The 17,152-nt window shown below is 70.7% G+C and carries 14 protein-coding genes; 11 read left to right on the top strand and 3 right to left on the bottom strand.

All coding sequences use genetic code 11. The features are described 5' to 3' along the window. Positions 1–62 precede the first annotated feature (62 nt). From DEI89_RS07570 to DEI89_RS07540, 8 genes are all read left to right on the top strand, one after another. Positions 63–410, top strand: coding sequence for a hypothetical protein (locus DEI89_RS07570; protein ID WP_146236712.1), 348 nt, complete (start codon positions 63–65; stop codon positions 408–410). 145 nt (positions 411–555) lie between these two features. Then, complete coding sequence (locus DEI89_RS07565; protein WP_146236711.1) at positions 556–1,005, top strand: hypothetical protein; 450 nt, start codon at positions 556–558, stop codon at positions 1,003–1,005. A gap of 59 nt (positions 1,006–1,064) precedes the next feature. Next, the gene (locus DEI89_RS17640) at positions 1,065–1,358 is read left to right on the top strand and encodes a hypothetical protein (protein ID WP_181421548.1); all 294 of its coding nucleotides are present in this window, start codon (positions 1,065–1,067) and stop codon (positions 1,356–1,358) included. Positions 1,359–1,384: 26 nt separating this feature from the next. Further along, on the top strand, positions 1,385–1,786 hold the full coding sequence (locus tag DEI89_RS07560; RefSeq protein WP_146236710.1) for a hypothetical protein: 402 nt from the start codon (positions 1,385–1,387) through the stop codon (positions 1,784–1,786). Between the two features lie 30 nt (positions 1,787–1,816). Beyond that, a complete protein-coding gene (locus tag DEI89_RS07555) occupies positions 1,817–2,266 on the top strand; it encodes a hypothetical protein (protein WP_146236709.1) in 450 nt (149 codons plus the stop codon). 178 nt (positions 2,267–2,444) lie between these two features. Further along, a complete protein-coding gene (locus DEI89_RS07550; RefSeq protein WP_146236708.1) occupies positions 2,445–5,198 on the top strand; it encodes a hypothetical protein in 2,754 nt (917 codons plus the stop codon). Beyond that, positions 5,195–6,556, top strand: a complete 1,362-nt coding sequence (locus DEI89_RS07545; RefSeq protein ID WP_110903442.1) for an ABC transporter substrate-binding protein — start codon at positions 5,195–5,197, stop codon at positions 6,554–6,556. The genes DEI89_RS07550 and DEI89_RS07545 overlap by 4 nt, the downstream gene beginning before the upstream one ends. A gap of 69 nt (positions 6,557–6,625) precedes the next feature. Next, a complete protein-coding gene (locus tag DEI89_RS07540) occupies positions 6,626–10,885 on the top strand; it encodes an FtsK/SpoIIIE domain-containing protein (RefSeq protein ID WP_110903441.1) in 4,260 nt (1,419 codons plus the stop codon). 302 nt (positions 10,886–11,187) lie between these two features. Here the strand turns inward: DEI89_RS07540 and DEI89_RS07535 are convergent, their stop codons facing one another. The 3 genes from DEI89_RS07535 to DEI89_RS18050 are packed head-to-tail and all read right to left on the bottom strand — an operon-like array spanning position 11,188 to position 14,865. Then, complete coding sequence (locus DEI89_RS07535; protein ID WP_258368815.1) at positions 11,188–13,317, bottom strand: serine/threonine-protein kinase; 2,130 nt, start codon at positions 13,315–13,317, stop codon at positions 11,188–11,190. A gap of 46 nt (positions 13,318–13,363) precedes the next feature. Beyond that, positions 13,364–14,185 (bottom strand): mycothiol synthase, encoded by an 822-nt coding sequence (mshD, locus tag DEI89_RS18055; protein WP_110903439.1) that lies wholly within the window; start codon positions 14,183–14,185, stop codon positions 13,364–13,366. After that, entirely contained in the window at positions 14,185–14,865 is a 681-nt protein-coding gene (locus DEI89_RS18050; protein ID WP_110903438.1) for a response regulator transcription factor, read from the bottom strand. The genes mshD and DEI89_RS18050 overlap by 1 nt, the downstream gene beginning before the upstream one ends. Before the next feature lie 98 nt (positions 14,866–14,963). On the opposite strand from DEI89_RS18050, the gene DEI89_RS07520 reads away from it, so the two are divergent. The 3 genes from DEI89_RS07520 (at position 14,964) to DEI89_RS07510 (ending at position 17,101) form a co-directional block, all read left to right on the top strand. Beyond that, complete coding sequence (locus DEI89_RS07520) at positions 14,964–15,269, top strand: hypothetical protein (protein ID WP_110903437.1); 306 nt, start codon at positions 14,964–14,966, stop codon at positions 15,267–15,269. Between the two features lie 153 nt (positions 15,270–15,422). Then, on the top strand, positions 15,423–16,025 hold the full coding sequence (locus DEI89_RS07515) for an FABP family protein (protein ID WP_110903436.1): 603 nt from the start codon (positions 15,423–15,425) through the stop codon (positions 16,023–16,025). After that, a complete protein-coding gene (locus tag DEI89_RS07510; protein WP_110903435.1) occupies positions 16,025–17,101 on the top strand; it encodes a folate-binding protein YgfZ in 1,077 nt (358 codons plus the stop codon). Before DEI89_RS07515 ends, DEI89_RS07510 begins: the two co-directional genes overlap by 1 nt. Positions 17,102–17,152: the final 51 nt, after the last annotated feature.

The raw sequence follows: 17,152 nt of genomic DNA, 5'->3' as shown, positions 1-17,152 counted from the left end.
CAAGGCGCTCGAAGCGTCGGGATCGTCTCGTCGCGATCGGGATCCTCGTGCTGGTGGTTCTGGTGCCGGTGCTCGTGATCTTCGTCGGCCCGATCACCCTGAAGGCGTACGACGCCTCCCACCGCACCGAGGTGACCTGCGAGGTGCGCTCTGCCCACACCGGTGTGGGGTCGTCGCGCTCGGTCAAGGGTGTCGGTTCGTCGAGCAACCAGGTCGTGATCGAGACGTCGGACTGCGGGACGCTCACGCTGCGTTGGGGCGTGACGGCGGACAACAAGGAATCCATCGCTGATGGCTTCGCGGCCGGGACGACGTGGAGGTTCGAGGTCGGGGCGGGCTCATACCAGCTGCATCCCTTCCTGAACACCATTCGGCAGGCAGTGTTCGTGAAGGAGTTCCGACGCGCGTGAGTTCGAGTTGCGTCGCTGCCGCGGGCCTGGCCACATCCAGCTGATGTTCCTTTCCTGCAGCAGCCGAAGAGCACGTCCTCAGGCTGCGTGATGCTCCGGAGCGGGGGCCCGGATCGCCGGAAACGGGATGACGACAGGATGAGATGTGGACTCCTTGAACCAAAACGGTGAGAGCGCACGGAAGTATTCGAGGCCTGTGCAGTGGGTGGCGTCGCTGCTGGTGTTGGCGCTCTTCGCGATCGTGCTCTTCGTGTTTCTGATCGGACCCGACATCCTCACCAGGTACGACAAGGCGCACGTGACAACGATCAGTTGCAAGGTGACAGCCGCCTACGCTGGCTCGGCTTCAACTCGGTCGCTGAAGGGGGGAGGCACATCGTTGCCCCAAGTGGAGTATCGGTCGTCAGATTGCGGCACTCTCGTGTTGAGCCGAGGGATCACTGCTGAGCTGGCGGAGGAGAGAGCTGCTGAGATCGTCCGAGGTGAGCGTTATGAGTTTCGGATCGGTGAAGGTTCTGCACGCCTCCGCGGGTTGTTCCAAGCTGTTGGCGTGGCTCCCGACGTCACCGCCGTGCGTGCGGACGGCGGGAACTGAACCGATCTGATACCCGCACGAACGCCACAGGCACGTCAGCCGATCGCGAGGGGAGAGGCATGAACGAGGTTCCGGTCGTCTCAGTCGGAAGCCGTGTTGCGGGGATTCTGCCCATTGCTCTCATCGGTACTGCTGGTGGGCTGCTGATCATCGGCGGATTGCTTTGTCTCTGCCCTGCGAGCGTCGGGTCGCCGGTGCTGGTGATACTGATGCTCGCCGTGATCTTCACCAGTCGTCATATCGGTGGGACATGGCTGATCCGCATACCGAGTTTCATCCCGAGTACCTTCGGAAGCGCGGTGCTCGGCGGTCACTTGCGTTCCCTCCGCTGGCGAGCTCCGCGAGGTCGGTGACCATCATGCGTGTGCGGAAGCGCAAGATGTCGAAGCCCATGGCGTGGGTGTTGTTCGTGCTGTGGGCGGCCGTCATCGTCTTCGTGAGCTCGTTCTTCCTCGCCGGGCCCACGGTGCTCCGGTCCTACGACGACGCGCACCGCGTGCAGTTGGCCTGCATGGTCTCTTCCGCGGAAGCGAGCACCGGATCTTCGCGCTCGACGAAGGGCGTCGGCGCATCGAGACCACAGGTCGTCATCGAGTCACGCGAGTGTGGCAAGTTCGTCCTGCGTGAAGGAGTCACGAAGGACAACAGCGGTGACATCGCATCGAGTTTCGAGAGTGGAACTACGTACGAACACGAGGTCGGTGACGGATCCCTGACGATGCGGAGTCTGCTGCGAGTGTTCGGCGCATCTCCGGAACTGCTCGGGTACCGGGCCGCGTGACCTGTCGATGGTCATCATGGAAGGTGAGGCGTGGCTGAGCGCGCCATGAGTGCCGGAGTCGAATCTGCCGCGAAGCCCGGACGTCGACGAGGTCGCTTCCTCGTCGTCCTCACGCTGATCGTGATGGCTCTCATCACGGTGCTGGTCCTCGGTGGGTCGTACGCGTTGCAGGCCTACGACCGGTCCCACGTGATCGCCGTCGCGTGCGCCGTGACAGCTGCCGAGGGTGACGTCGGTTCGAGCACCTCCGGCAAGGGGATCGGATCGTCGTTCGACCAAGTCGAGGTCTCGACGAAGGAATGCGGCCCGCTCGTGCTCCGGCGAGGGGTCACGGCTGAGAACGAGGAAGCGATCGCTGCTCGGCTCGAAGCAGGAGGCCGAAGCCGTTGCGAGATCGGCGCGGCTTCGTTCCGCTTCCGCGAAGTCCTCGTCAGTGTGCGTGAGCGAGTGGTCGTCTTCGGGTGCAGCGAGCAGCGCTGAACCAGGGCGCCTTTTGCATCTGGGACGCCGCCGGCAACGGTGAGGGCCCGCGAAGCATGGTTCGTGCCCCACGTGGCCCGAACGGGGGAGTCCCGAGCCTGTGGAGAACGGAACCCGGGCGGTACGTTGCCCGGCTAAGATCGAGAGGCTTGTCGGTTCTTGAGGGGGACGGTCGTCAATGTCGTTGCGCATGCTGCATCCAGGGGTACGAACGAGGAACGGCCGCGCGCTCGCCGTGGTCGCGGTGGCAGGTGCTGCTGCGCTGGTGCTCTCGGGGTGCACCTCGTCGGACCGGACGGTCGACAAGCCGTCGCGTGTGCTGCAGACGGTCGACACGAAGCTGGCGGCAGACGGGTCGATCACCGCGATCTCCGACACCGCGATCTCGGTCGGCACGGACGGGTCCTCGTCGGCGGTCACCGAGCACGACACGGCGAAGGCGGCGGCCGACCTGCCACTCCGCGTGACGACGCAGTACACGACGGCGAAGAAGAGCGGCACCGACCTCGCCGACCTGGCGGGCTACTCCGGTCGGGTCGAGATCGACCTGACCGTCGAGAACCTGACCGTTCGATCCCGCAACCTCACGTACGACGTGGCAGGCGCCTCCCGGACGACTCCGGCTCTCGTCGGTGCGCCCTTCAGCATCGCGGCGTCCACCGTGCTGCCCGGGACGAAGCCCAGCAACATCGTCACCGACACGTCCGACGACGCCACCGCGACGGACGGTGTCGTCAGCGCCAACGGCGACGGCGACGCGGTCGTGCAGTGGGGACGACTCCTCGCGCCGCCGACGTCCGGCGCCAGCACGACCCTGCACCTCGTCGCGAACGTCGACGACTTCGCGGCACCCTCGTTCGACATGGCCGCACAGCCGGGCATCTCGACGGACCTCTCCTCGACCGGTGTGGTGGACGCGGCCTTCGGGTCCGACACCGACTCCGAGCTGGCGCTGCAGCGACGGACCATCGACCTCATCTCCCAGGTCAACGAGGTCCTCGCGCGCGCCGGCGGCACGATCACCGAGGTCCGTTCGAACCTCGAGACCACCTCCGCGACCCTCGGTGTCCGCACGGCCGAGCGGCTCAAGGAGAGCAGTTCGTCGCTGGCCAGCACGATGAAGTCGCTCTCGGGTCAGCTCGGCTCGCTCAAGGGCGACCTCGGGTCGACGGTGAGCGCGACGCAGTCCACGGTATTGCAGCAGCTGCAGGAGACGACGACGAGTCTCGACGGCCTGCTCGGTGACACCTCTGCCACTGCACCAGCCCCGGCGATCGACGGCCAGGGGTGTGCCGCAGAGCCGCAGCCCGCTGCGGGCGGCGCCAGCGTGTACGGCAACCTGCTGCGCGTGTCCGCTCAGTTGGCCGGGTACGCCGAAGCGAGCGAGGCCTGTAAGCAGCAGGTCAGCACGCAGCTTGCGGAGTCGGTCGGACCGGTTGAGCCGGACGCTGCCAGTTGCGCGCTTGCCTCGAATGAATCGTCCCTGACCTGCGCACTTTTCAAGTCGTCGGTCACCGTCAACGAATCGATCGTCGGCCTGGTGGTAAAGGGCAAGAAGCTCGCGGACGATCTCAACCCTGATCTCGCGGACGACGCGATCAGAACCTCCTCCGACTTGAAAAGTCAGCTTGCGGCGATCGCAACGCAGGTCGACGGACTCGATGCCAGTGATTCGGCTGAGGTCGAAGCAGCTTTGCAGCAACTCGACGCCGCACTCGAGACCACGACTCAGAGCTTGCAGACAACCGAGGACCAGGTGTCGTCCGTGCACGAAGATGCGCAGCACGCCCGCGATTTCGTGGGCGACGCTGGTGACGCCCTCAACGGGTCGATGCAGGCTCAGAATCGGACCGTGGCCGACCGGCTCTGCCTCCTGGCTGCGACTGGGCGACTCGACGACGACGACGCCAACCGGCTGCGTGGTTACCTGACGGCAAAGCCTTGCCCTGGCGCTTCTGATGAGGAGACTCTCGCGCCCGGACTGGGGTTCGATACCCCGTTGGACGATCGACTCACCGACCAGACGGAGCGTTGGGACGCGGTCATCGCCGCTACAGACATGAGATCGAGCACTGGGATCGGCGGCGCGCTCGGCAAGCTCCGGAACGACGTAGGAGTGGTGCAGACAGCGGTGTCGGACGTGCGGAAGGCGCTGGAAAAGGACGACGCGATGACTGGCACCAAGGTCGAAGCGCTGAAGCGGGACGTGGATGCCGCGTCGGTCCGGGCGGGAACGATCAATGACAAGCTGGTCGAAGTGAGCAAGCAGCAGAGGGCTTTGCAGCAAGCTGTGACCGACGCTTTTGATACCGCGAGCACGGAATCTGCGGCGGAAGTTCGGGCAGCGATTGATACTCAGATCCGGAAGGTGTCGGGGACCGCAAGTGCGAGCAACGCGGCGGTCATCAAGGCGTTCGACCAGTCCGTCGCCGGCCTCCGCTCCACCTCGAAGGACGTGACGGCGGGCGCCAAGGGCACGATCGACGGCCAGAAGGGCAAGCTCGAGCGTGAGAACGCCGCCCTGGCGAGCGCCGTCGACGAGCAGACGAAGCAGAGCCTCGCCCGGATCGACGCGAGCACCACTGCGTCGACCCGTGACGTCGAGGGCGCGAGCACGCTGCTGACCGGCGACCTCAACCGCGTGATGCTCGACCTGGGAGACCGCAAGGTCAACGGGTCCGGCATCCTCGGCGCGATGGCGACGAGCGCGGCGAAGTCGGACTCTGCCGACTACCAGCTGGCCCTCGCATCGCAGAACGCTGCCGGGTACGCCAACGTCCGCGCCGAGGACGTGGCGGGCATCCTGCTGCAGCAGGAGCAGTTCCGGGCCTCGCTCGACGCCGCGACCGCCCTGCCCGCGTTCCGGATGGACGTGCCGAAGGGCGCGACCTCCACCACGCTGTACGCCTTCACCATCGGAGCGGCACGATGACGCACCAGGCCGTCGAGGACCAGCAGAGCGCCGGCGGGCCGCGGCAGCCCCTCGTCGTCGTTGCCCTGGCGGTCCTCGTCATCGCCGTGGTCCTGGCCGTGGTGGTCTTCGTGATCGACCGGAACACCCCGGCTGCCGAAGCCGTCCCGGCGACGGTCCCGGTGCCGATCCGGGTGGCGCACGTGCCCGACGGCACGAAGATCGGCGTCGTCGTGACGCTCGGCGACGGCGAGGGGTCCGAGTGGGACGAAGCCGCGCAGGGAGCCCTCGTGGCGGCGAAGCGTCTGACCCTCGGTGGGACCGACGTGGAACTCGTCACCCGGAACGACGGCGGCAGCGCGAGCGGAGCGAAGCGCGCCGTCGAGCAGCTCGTCGACAGCGGCGTTGCCGGCATCGTCGTCGCCTCGTCCGGGGCGCACGTCTCGGGCGCGCTCGACGCGGCATCCGACGCTGGCGTCCCCGTGGTGCTCCCGTACGCCGACGGCGGGGAGGGGTCCTGGTCGACCGCACCTTCCCGGGCCTCGGTCAGCGCGGCGATGCAGCGTGCGATCCGCGGCGCTGACTCCCCGCTGCTCGTGGACCTGGGCGGCGGTGCTCCGTCCGGTATCCGGTTCGCCCACGTGATGGACGCCGACGACGCGGCAGACGACGCTGCGCTCGCGACGACCGTGGCCCGGCGGACCGGTGCTGCCCCGATGACCACCGCGACGTCGGATGCGACCGCCGACACGACGGACACCGAGGCCACGAAGCCCGACTCCGACGCGGTCGTGGTGAGCGGTCCGGCGGCACGGCAGGGTGCGTTCGTCGCGGCGCTGCAGTCCGCCGACGTCACCGTCCCGGTCGTGCTCACCCCCGATGCGACGAGCCCGGCGTTCGGCACCGCCCTCGCCGCGGCGAACGGCAGCCTGTCGGGCACCTTCGTCTCGACGGGGGTCGCGACGGACGATGCACGCGCGTTGACCTCGGACGCCCAGGGCCGTTCGATGTCCGCGTTCCTCGGCGGGGTCCGGGTCCTGTCCGATGACGCGGAAGCGCAGAACCTCACGGCCGATCAGCCGTTCAGCGCGGTCGCGTGGGCGGCCGACTCCCGGAGCCACGACGCGGTCGTCGCGCTCGTCCGCGCCGTCGGCGCCGCGCGCAGCGACGAGCCGTCGGCAGTCGCTGACGCACTCTCGACGCTGCGCCTCGATGCGTCGGACGGCCTCGCCGGTCCGGCACTCGACTTCCGGCAGCAGCAGGCCCTCCGCGCCGATGCGACCGTCCTCGCGGCCTCTTCGCAGACGCTCGGGCTGCGTCCGGCGACGACCGAGCAGACCGCATCGCTCGTCTGGTTCCAGGACTCGACGGCCCGCTGACCCACCGGGCCAGCGGGACCGACGGGGACGAGCAACACCCCACCACCCCACGGACGAGGAGGAGCGCGCATGCGTCTGCTGATCGAGCTCGACGACCGACGTGAAGCGGTGGAGGTCGACGGCTGGGCGAACGCCAGCTGCCTGGGTGAGCTGGTCGAGTCGGCGACGGGCCTGGCGCTGGAACCCGGCACGACCCTCGCGGTCGACGGGCATCGGACGAGCGTCGACACGCCCCTCCGTGACCTGGTCCTGCTCGAGGGCTCACGCATCGCCCGCACCCCCGAGGAGCGCCCGCAGTTGGTCGACGGGTGGACGGTCACCCTGGCGGGAGGCCTCGTCACCGGCGCGGTGGTGTCCGTCCCGCGGTCCCGGAGGCTCGTGGTCGGCCGCGCCCCGCAGGCCGACCTGGTCCTGCCCACCGAGAGCGCCTCGTGGGAGCACTGCACGCTCGAGCTCGAGGAGGACGGCGTCCGGATCCGTGACGCCGGTTCGACGAACGGCACGGTGGTCGCGGGGGAGCGGCTCGACGAGGACGGGGTGCTCGTCACCGTCGGCACGAGTGTCATCGTCGGCGGGGCGGTCCTGCTCGTCCGCCCGGACCTGCACGAAACGCCGGTGCCTGCGCCCGGGTCCCTGCCGAACCTGACCCCGGCGGCGACGGCTCCCTTCAACCGTCCGCCGCGCCCCGGACGCAACACCGCGGTCGAGCCGGTGTCCCCGCCAACGAAGCGCGACGTGCCGCCCGCGTCGAAGTTCAGCTGGATCACGGTCGCGGCTCCGCTGGTGCTGGCCGGGGCGATGGTGCTCCTGCTCGGAGACGCCCGGTTCGCGCTCTTCGCCCTCCTCAGCCCGGTGACGGCGATCGGCATGTGGTTCGAGCAGAAGCACCGGCGGGCGCGGAACCTCAAGGAAGAGGACGAGCGCTTCGCCGAGGCGGTCCGCGGCTTCAGCGGCGAGATCACCGCGGCCGCCGCCATCGAGGCAGCGCGCCGGCAGGAACTCGTGCCGGACCCGGCGAGCGTCGTGCGGCGCGCGCTCCTGCCGGCCACGACGCTCTGGCAGCGTCGGGCCGACGACGTGGACTTCCTCAGCCTGCACGCCGGCACGGGTGACGCACCGTGGCGGCCGGAACTGGACTCGCGCGCGACGCAGACGAAGCTCGAGGACGACGCGAAGGCCGCGATCGAGTCGAGCAAGCTCACCGCCGCGCCCGTCGTCGCCGACCTGAGCGACGCCGGGGTGGTCGGGATCGTGGGTGACCGTGAGGGCGCCCTCGCCCTGGCCCGCAGCCTCCTGGTCCAGGCGACCGTGCACTGTGGCCCGGCCGACCTGACCGTCGGCGTCTTCTGCGACCGGGGCCGCGAGGACGACTGGTCCTGGGCCTCCTGGCTGCCGCACGCCCGCGTGGCGGGCAGCAGCACCGGCCAGCGGTGGATGTCGGCGCAGCGTGACCAGGGCGCCGCGGTGCTCCGCGGCCTGCGCGAGTCCATCGACGAGCTGCCGACCCCGGAGCTCCTCGTCCTCATCGACTCCGAGGTCCTCACCGAGGGTCGCGACGCCCCGGCCCGCAGCCTGCTCGGGCACGGCCGGAGTGCCCTCGGGCAGGTGCGCCGTCCGGGCGAGCGTCCGCGCAGGGTGAGCGGGATCGTCATCGCGACGAACGAGCAGCAGCTCCCCGCGGCCTGCACCACGATCATCACGGTCAGCGCAGACGCCGCAGCGACCGTCTACCGCCCCGAGGACCGGACCCGCGTCGAGGACGTCGTGCTCGCCGGGCTGTCGCCCGAGGCCGCCGAGCTCTGCGCCCGCCACGTCGCCCACTTCGACGACCCCGAGCTCCTGGTGCCGGGAGCGTCGCTGCCAGCGCTCGTCCGGCTCCCCGACCTGCTCACCAGCGCCGACACCGCCGGGGGGCTCTCCGGCGCAGCCGCGATCCGGGCCGCCTGGGAGGCCCGCACCGGCTTCTCGACGCCGATCGGCTCGTCCGAGAGCGGCGTTCTCGAGATCGACCTGGTCCGCGACGGCCCACACGGCCTGGTGGGTGGCACGACGGGTTCCGGCAAGAGCGAGTTCCTGCGGTCCTTCGTGGCCGGCCTCGCCGCCCGCAACGACCCGACACGGCTCAACTTCCTGCTCGTCGACTTCAAGGGCGGCGCCGCGTTCGCCGCCTGCGAGCGTCTGCCGCACACCATCGGCACGATCAGCAACCTCGACGAGCAGCTCGCCGACCGGGCGATCCGTGCCCTCGAAGCCGAACTCGGTCGTCGCCAGCGGGTGTTCGCCGCCGCGGGTGCGGACATCGACAACCTCGACGCGTACCTGGCGACGAAGCCGGCGGAGCCGATGCCCCGACTGCTCTTCGTGGTGGACGAGTTCGCGATGCTGGCGAAGGACTTCCCGGACGTCCTGACCTCGCTCGTGGCGATCGCCGCGGTCGGTCGCACCCTCGGCGTCCACATGATCCTCGCGACCCAGCGACCGGCCGGTGTCGTCAGTGAGGACATCCTCGCGAACACCAACATGCGTGTCGCACTCCGTGTGCAGAGCCGTGAGGACTCGACGAACGTCATCGGCGTCCCCTCGGCAGCCGGCATCGGCCGCCAGCAGACCGGTCGCGCCTACGTGAAGCTCGGGCAGGACGACATCACACCGGTGCAGACCGCGCTGGTCACCGGCCGCGCTCGCGACCTCCGCGCCGAGCAGCCGGTCACCGTGCGCCCGACCGACGTCTTCGGCGTGCCGGCTCCGGTGGCCTTCGCCGCTCCGGCCGCCTCCGACCTGACCGACCTCGACGTCCTCATCGATGCCATCTCGGCTGCGAACGACGAGGCCGGGTACGCCCCGCCCCGTCCGATCTGGCCGGAGGCCCTGGGCGCGTCCGTCCCGCTCGACACGCTGGTCCCGACGGACACCGCAGGCGCAGCGAGCACGGTCCCGGTCGCCCTCGCCGACGACCCGGACAACCAGCGGCAGGTCACCACCGGCTGGGACCGGACCGAGGGCAACCTCATGCTCATGGGCATCCCCGGCAGTGGGACGAGCACCGCGCTGGCGTCGATCGCACTGCAACTCGCACGGACCACGAGCCCTGAGGACCTCGACCTCCTGGTGCTCGACATGGGCGCCGGCGACCTGGCCCCGCTCGCCGACTTGCCGCACACCAGCGCGTACGTCGGCTCCGGAGCGGGTGCCGGTGAGCTGCAGGCCCGGATGCTCCGCTACCTGCGGACCGAACTCGACCGTCGCCGTGCGGCCCCCGGTGGTCGCCGCGCGGTCGTCCTGCTCGACGGCCTCGCCGCGCTCCGTGACGAGTACCAGGACTTCGAGGGCCAGCAACTCCTCGACGCCCTCTACCGCGTGTACGCCGAGGGGCCCGCTCTCGGCATCTCGTTCGCGGTCTCGACCACCCGTGCGAAGGCCGTCCCGTCCGCCATGGACGAGGTCACCACACAGAAGTGGCTCTTCCGCCTCGCCGACCCGTACGACTACGCGACGATCGGCGTCCGCCCGAAGGACGTCCCGCCGCCGGTCCCGGGACGCTTCATCGACTCGATCAGCAAGTTGCAGTCCCACGTCGGCACCCCGGGCGGGACCCTGGCTGAGGCCGTCCGTGCCGTCGCCGAGCGTTGGCCCGGTACGGCGCCGAAGGCCAGCGCCGTCGGTCGCCTTCCCGGAGCGGTGTCGGTCGCAGACCTCGGTGTCCCCGCTCGCTTCGACACCGAACCGTGGCAGATGCCGATCGGGATCGCGGAGGACGACCTCGGAACCGCCGTCCTCGAGGTGTACGACGGCGAGCACGTCCTGGTCGCAGGCCCGGCACGTTCCGGCAAGTCGTCGGTCCTCCTCGCCCTGGCTGAGTCGGCGCGCAACACGGAGGGCGTCCGACCGTCGGTGTGGGCGATCTGCGACCGTCGCTCACCCCTGGCCACCGGCTCGTTCGACCGCATCGCCGTCGGGGCGGACGAGGTCCCGGCGCTCCTCGCGGGCATCCGCCTCGAGCGCGGCCCGGTCCTGCTGCTCATCGACGACGCCGAACGGTTCGACGACGGCGACCAGAGCATCGCGTCGCTGCTGTCGACCGAGCGTCCTGGCCTCTGCGTCGTGGCATCCGGCCGGTCCGCCGACCTCCGTTCGATGTACAGCCACTGGACGCGGGCGGTCCGGAAATCCCGGTGCGGGGTGCTCCTGCAGCCGGACGTCGACTACGACGGCGAGCTCCTCGGCGTGACCCTGCCGCGCCGATCGCCGGTGGCACTGACCGTCGGCCGTGGGTACGCCGCCTCGGGAGGCGCGGTCCGCCTCGTGCAGACCGCCTCCGCCGCCAGCTGACCGCCGGTCCGCGGCACGCCTGCGCCTGCGCCTGCCCAGGGGCGCCGGTTCGGTACGCGAAAGCGACAGATCTGCGCCGACAGTCCGCGCTCATCTGTCGCTTTCGCGGGGCAGACCGCCGGCCGGCGGCGGCTCACCCGCGCGCGCCCACGGGTGCCGGTTCAGTGTGCGAAAGCGACAGTTCTGCGCCGACAGTCCGCGTTGATCTGTCGCTTTCGCGGGGCAGACCGCCGGACGGGAGGCGCGTGGCGGCACGGCCACGCGCCTCCCGGCCGCCGGACTCGCCAGACCCGCCACCGACGTCAGTCGCGCGTGGTGATCCCGAACGGGTCGCTCTCGAGGTTCGTGAAGTTCCCCACGGTGGCCCGCACCGTGCAGGTGGGTGCCACGGAGAGTGCGGTCACGACGAGCCCGTCGGACGACACCGCCAACGCTCCCGAGCAGCCGTCAGCGAACCGGACGCCGGACTCTCCGCCGGCGATGTCGACGAGCATCTCGGACGGCCGACCGGTGCTCGGGCTGCGGTACAGCGGGTTGAGGTCGTCCGCACCGCTCGGCCACACCGGGACGAGCGTGACGGGCAGGGCGGTCTGGCTGACCGTGCGGTCCGGGGTGCGGACGTCGATGCCCTGCAACCGCTGAACCGGGTACGCGGTGCCGCTCACGGACTGGTCGGTCACGGCGGCGGTGGTCGCGGCGCCGACGCCGTCGAGCCACTCCTGCAGCGCCGAGCCACCCGACCCGGAACCGGCGGCCTCCGAAGAACCGGAGCCAGAGGACCCGGACCCGGACCCGGTCCCCGACTCGATCGCGTCCACGGGCACCGTCGCCTGCACGGTCACGGACCCACCGGCCTCGACGTCGACGCCCGACAGGCTCCACGCACAGGCGGTGTCGACGCCGGTCAGCGACGGCTGGTTCCGTTTCGCCGTGATGCCCTCGCCGCTCCAGGTGACGGCGGGGCAGTCGGCGCCCTTCGCCGCGGCCGGCAGCACCTCGAGCAGGGGCCCGGTCAGCGGCGCGGTCTGCGCGGCGTATGTGATCGAGAGCTCGACGGTGCCGGCCGAGGCGTCGACCACGGCCTTGCGCGTGGTGGTCAACCCGGTCGGCAGTGGTCGGTCCTGCTGGTAGGCACTGGCACTCTGCGCTCCGGTCGCGCTGCCCCCGGGGCGTTTCTTCCCGGCACCGGGCAGCCAGACGACGGCCGCGATGACGAGCACGACGACCAGCACGATCCCGACGATCCCGAGCAGCAGCATCCGGTTCGTCAACCAGTCGGGTCGGGTGAAGCGGCGTCGGGTGCTCTCGACCTCGGCCGGTGCGGCGGGCAGGACCGGGCGAGCCAACGGTCGGATGACGGTCTGGGAGGCGGCGGGTCCGAGGTCGGGACCCGGTTCGACCGCCCCGTCCTCGGCAGCCACGAGCGCAGAACCACCGGAACCGCCGGAGCCGGTCTCGGCGACGGCGGTCCCGGTGCTCACAGCACCGACCCCACCACGCACGACCGTCGCGGGGCGCTCGACCTCGTCGAACGCGTCCGGGTCGTCGACCCGCTCCAGGGCCGGGGTGTCCCGCAGCGAGCGGGCCAGGCGGCGGAGGGTCGCGGCGGCGTCGACCGCTGACGGGCGGGCAGCGGGCTCCTTCGCCAGCAGGGACGACAGCGCGGCCCAGAGCGCGTCCGGCACGTCGAGTCGCGGCGGGGTGGAGGTCACGTGCCGGTACGCGACCGCGAAGTCCGTGCCCGGGCCGGCGAACGGCGTCCGGCCGGAGAGCAGTTCGTAGAGCATGACACCGGCGCCGTACACGTCCGCGGCGGGACCGGAGCGCCCCTGGCTGATCGACTCGGGCGCCATGTACTGCGGCGTGCCGAGGAGTCCGGTGGTCTTCCGGTCCCGTTCGGCCACGACCGAGGCGATCCCGAAGTCGGACACCCGCACGTCGCCCGTGCTGCCGGCCGTCCACTCGTGGTCGAGCAGGACGTTGTCGGGCTTGACGTCCCGGTGGCTGACGTCACGCTCGTGCGCGACGGCCAGGGCGTCGAGCGTCTCGGCGGTGATGGTCAGGGCGTCGCTCGGCGGCAGCGTGCCGACGGCGAGCAGCAGGTCACGGGCCGAGCCGCCACCGACCAGGTCCATGACGATGGCGAGCCGGTCGCCCTCGACGACGAGGTCCCGGACCCGGACGATCGAGGGGTGGTCGAGTGCCAACAGCACCGAGCGTTCGCGGACGAACCGTTCGACGACGTCCGGTTCGGCAGCGAGTTCCGCCCGCAGCAGCTTCGCCGCGAACTGCTCACCGGTCGCGGTGTGCTCGGTCCGCCAGACCTCGCCGGACGCGCCGGTGCCGAGGAGATCGACCAGCCGGTAGGACGCGCCGAGCGGCTCCCCCTTGCCGTACTGGGAGCGCTGCGCGTGCTGCCCGTACTCCGTCACAGATCCCCCGAACCCACGAACGTCGGTGCGACACCGACGCTCCATGTTACCGGCCGGTCGTCGGCGCCGCGTACTGGACGTCGACGGTGTGGTCGACGAACCCCTGCCGGCGGTAGAGCGCCAGCGCGGGCGCGTTGTCGCCCTCGACGTAGAGCGCGACGGCGTGCAGGTCACGGTCGACGAGTCGCGCGGCGCCGGCGCGCATGAGGACCCCGCCGAGGCCCCTGCCCTGCAGGTCCGGCCGGACCGCGACGGCGTAGTACTCGCCGACGCCGTCCTCGACCTTGAGCCAGCAGGAGCCGGCCAGCTCGCCGTCGGCGTCACGCAACAGGACCAGGTCGTCGCCGGAGAACCACGCGTCGGACTCGCGGGCGCGCAGGTCGTCGAGCGTCATCCGCCCCTGCTCGGGGTGTGACGCGAAGGCCGCGGCGTTCAGCGCCAGCCAGTCGGCCTCGTCCCGCGGGGAGCCGGCCCGGAACGCGTCGAGTCGGTAGCCGTCCGGGAGGCCCGGGTCGGCCGCCGTCGTCGGCACCGGGGCGCGCAGCTGCAGCAGCGTCCGCTCCGCCGACCATCCCGATCGGGCCGCGAGGGCACGGGCGGCGGGGTGGTCACCGTGTGCCCAGGCCCGCGTCGGCGGGTCCGCCAGGGCGAGCACCTGCTCGACGAGACGCGTGCCGATGCCGCGACCCCGGGCCTCCCGGCGGACGAAGACCTCGACCTCACCGTCCCGGACGACCGCGACACCGGTGTCGTCACCGAGGACGTGGGCGCGGCCGGCACGCAGGTCGACGAGGGTCTGGTCGGAGAAGGGGGGAGCCTCGCCGTCCGCGATCGCGGCGTCGGCGAGCTGTTCGACGATCGCGAGCACTACTGGCCCTGCGAGCGGTCGTCGTCGTCATGCACGTTGAAGCGGTACCCGACGTTGCGGACCGTGCCGATGAGGGACTCGAGGTCCCCGAGCTTCGCACGCAGTCGTCGGACGTGGACGTCGACCGTGCGGGTGCCGCCGAAGTAGTCGTAGCCCCAGACCTCGCTGAGCAGCTGCTCACGGGTGAACACCCGGGCCGGGTGGGTGGCGAAGAAGCGGAGGAGCTCGAACTCCTTGAAGGTCAGGTCGAGCGGCCGGCCGCGGACCTTCGCGGAGTAGCTCGCCTCGTCGATGACGACGCCGGAGGCCTGGATCTTCGACCCGGTCTGGTTCTTCGAGGCGCGTCCGGCGTTGAGGCGGATGCGGGCGTCGACCTCGGCGGGGCCGGCGGACTCGAGCACGACGTCGTCGATGCTCCACTCGGTGGTCACCGCGGTGAGGCCGCCCTCGGTCACCACCAGCACGACGGGTGTCGTCGAGCCGCTCGTGGCGAGGATCTTGCAGAGGGCCTTCGCACTGACCAGATCGGTCCGGGCGTCCACGAACATCAGGTCGCTCTGCGGTGCGTTGACGAGCTGTGCGGCCTCGGCGGGCACGTGCCGGATCCGGTGGCTCAGCAGGCCGAGGCTCGGCAGGACGTCGCCGGGCGCGGCCGAGGTGAGTACCAGGAGCTGTGCCACAGGACCTCCAGAGGCAGATGACGTCGTTGCGCCATTCTAGTGAGCCCGCGGAACCGACCCGGACGGACGGTGCAGCACGCGGCTGTCATGATGGGGACGTGAGTGAGACGACGGACCCCGTGGGTCCCGACCCGGTGGTCGTGCCGAGCCAGCGACGGCTGCGGCTGACGTCGGTGGTGCCGGTGTGGTTGCTCGCGGTCGTCGGAGCGGTCCTCGTCCTGACCCTGACGCAGAAGGACTCGTTCGCCTGGCTGCTGCTCGTGTTCGTCGCGGCGGTGTTCGTCAGCTTCGTCCTGCAGCTCGCGACGCAGACGAAGGACGGCCTGGTGGAGCGGATCAGCATCGCGTCGTCGGGGTCCTTCGTGGTCGTGCTCGTGACGGCGCTGATCCTGCTCGTGCGCTGAGGTCCCTGGCTTCTCGGTCCGGGCCGCGTAGACTTCCGGCATGGATTCGCTGCTTGCGCTCGAGCTCTTCTACGTGGGCCTGCTGGGCCTGGCGTCGCTCGCGATCGCCTTCATCTCGGTGACCGTCGTCGTCAAGCTCTTCAAGGGCCAGCGGTGATCGAACTCCCCGAGGGCCTCTCCGCCGAACTGGTCCCGCTGTCGTGGCTGGTCGGCGTCTGGGAAGGCACCGGAGTCGTCGAGTACCCCGTGGGTGAGGACGACGACGTCCGGACGTACGAGTTCGGGCAGCGTGTGAGCTTCAGCCACGACGGTCTGCCGTACCTCAACTACTCGTCGACGACGTGGCTGCTCGACGACGACCACACGCCGCTCGCTGCTGAGATGGGCTACTGGCGGCTCGACCGTCCGTCCGAACCGGGCGACCGCGGTCCCGCGTTGCTGCTCGGCGACGGCCCGGTGCCGTTCTCGACCACGCAGAGTGTCGAGACCCTGCGGAACCAGACGAACGGCTTCGACGTCGAAGCGGCGATCATCCACCCGACGGGCGTCAACGAGCTCTACGTCGGTCGCGTCAAGCAGGGTCGCATCGACCTCGCCACCGACGCCGTGATGCGCTCCGCCAACGCCAAGGAGTACTCGGCTGCGACGCGAATGTACGGCCTGGTCGAGGGCAAGCTCTTCTGGGCGTGGGACATCGCCGCCCTCGGCCGTGAGCTCACCTCGCACGCCTCGGGGCAGCTCGCGAAGGTCGACTGATGGCCTCGCCGTTCACTGCGCGTGACGGTTTCGTCGCCTCCGCTGCCGGGCCCGCGGCCCACTTCGGCAACCCGCTCGGGGAGCAGCGTCTGCTCGCCCGCGGTCGCGCGGTCGTGGAACTCGGACTCGGTGTCGTCACGGTGTCGGGTCCGGACCGCCTGTCCTGGCTGAACTCGATCACGTCCCAGCTGCTGCTCGGCCTGGCACCGGGGGTGAGCACCGAGACGCTGGTGCTCGACGCCTCCGGTCGGGTGGAGCACGCCGCACGGGTCGTCGACGACGGCGAGACCGCCTGGCTCCTCACCGAGCCGGAGGACGCCGAGCCGCTCGCCGCCTGGCTGTCCTCGATGCGGTTCATGCTCCGGGTGGAGGTCACCGACCGTTCGGCCGAGTTCGCGACGCTCGGGTGGTTCGACGGCGCCGACCCGCTGCACGATGCGTCGCCGCTGGTCACCTGGGTCGACCCGTGGTCGTCCGTGACGCCCGGTGGGTGGGGCTACGCCGACCTGGAGGCCCACCCCGGCACCGACTGGACCCTCCGCATCGCCGTGGTCACCCCCGACACCGCTGCCCAGGCGGCCGCGTCGGACGTGCCCGCCGCGGGTCTCCTGGCGCTGGAGGCCCTGCGGATCGCCGCCTGGCGTCCGTCGCTGTCCGACGTGGACGAGCGGACGATCCCGCACGAACTCGACTGGCTCCGTTCCGCCGTGCACCTGTCGAAGGGCTGCTACCGCGGACAGGAGACCGTCGCGAAGGTGCACAACCTCGGACGTCCGCCGCGGCGTCTGGTGATGTTGCACCTCGATGGCTCCGACGGGGTCGTCCCCGCACCGGGGACGCCCGTGACGCTGGACGGCACCGAGGTCGGGCGGCTCATGGCCTCAGCCACGCACCACGAGCTCGGGCCGATCGGGCTGGCGGTCGTCAAGCGGTCCCTGGACCCGTCGGCCGTGCTGTCCTTGACCACCGATGACGTCGTCGTGACCGCGGCGCAGCAGGTCATCGTGCCGCCGGGCGCCGGTGCCACCGCCGACGTGCCGCGGCTCCCGCGGCTCGGGGCCGTCCGCCGCGGCTGACCGACCCGGCGCTGGCCGCGCTCCGTTCGCGCCCCGTGTGGCTGGTGATCG

The sequence above is a fragment of the Curtobacterium sp. MCBD17_030 genome, from assembly GCF_003224255.1.
Lineage (GTDB): Bacteria > Actinomycetota > Actinomycetes > Actinomycetales > Microbacteriaceae > Curtobacterium.
Note: the sequence above shows the minus strand (reverse complement) of the source record. Positions and strands in the feature narration are given on the sequence as shown.

Excerpts from the sequence above, each read along its gene's own strand:
- DEI89_RS17640 (WP_181421548.1), top strand. The coding sequence starts at position 1,065 with ATGAACGAGGTTCCGGTCGTCTCAGTCGGAAGCCGTGTTGCGGGGATT.
- DEI89_RS07560 (WP_146236710.1), top strand. The coding sequence starts at position 1,385 with ATGTCGAAGCCCATGGCGTGGGTGTTGTTCGTGCTGTGGGCGGCCGTC.
- DEI89_RS07550 (WP_146236708.1), top strand. The coding sequence starts at position 2,445 with ATGTCGTTGCGCATGCTGCATCCAGGGGTACGAACGAGGAACGGCCGC.
- DEI89_RS07545 (WP_110903442.1), top strand. The coding sequence starts at position 5,195 with ATGACGCACCAGGCCGTCGAGGACCAGCAGAGCGCCGGCGGGCCGCGG.
- DEI89_RS07540 (WP_110903441.1), top strand. The coding sequence starts at position 6,626 with ATGCGTCTGCTGATCGAGCTCGACGACCGACGTGAAGCGGTGGAGGTC.
- DEI89_RS07510 (WP_110903435.1), top strand. The coding sequence starts at position 16,025 with ATGGCCTCGCCGTTCACTGCGCGTGACGGTTTCGTCGCCTCCGCTGCC.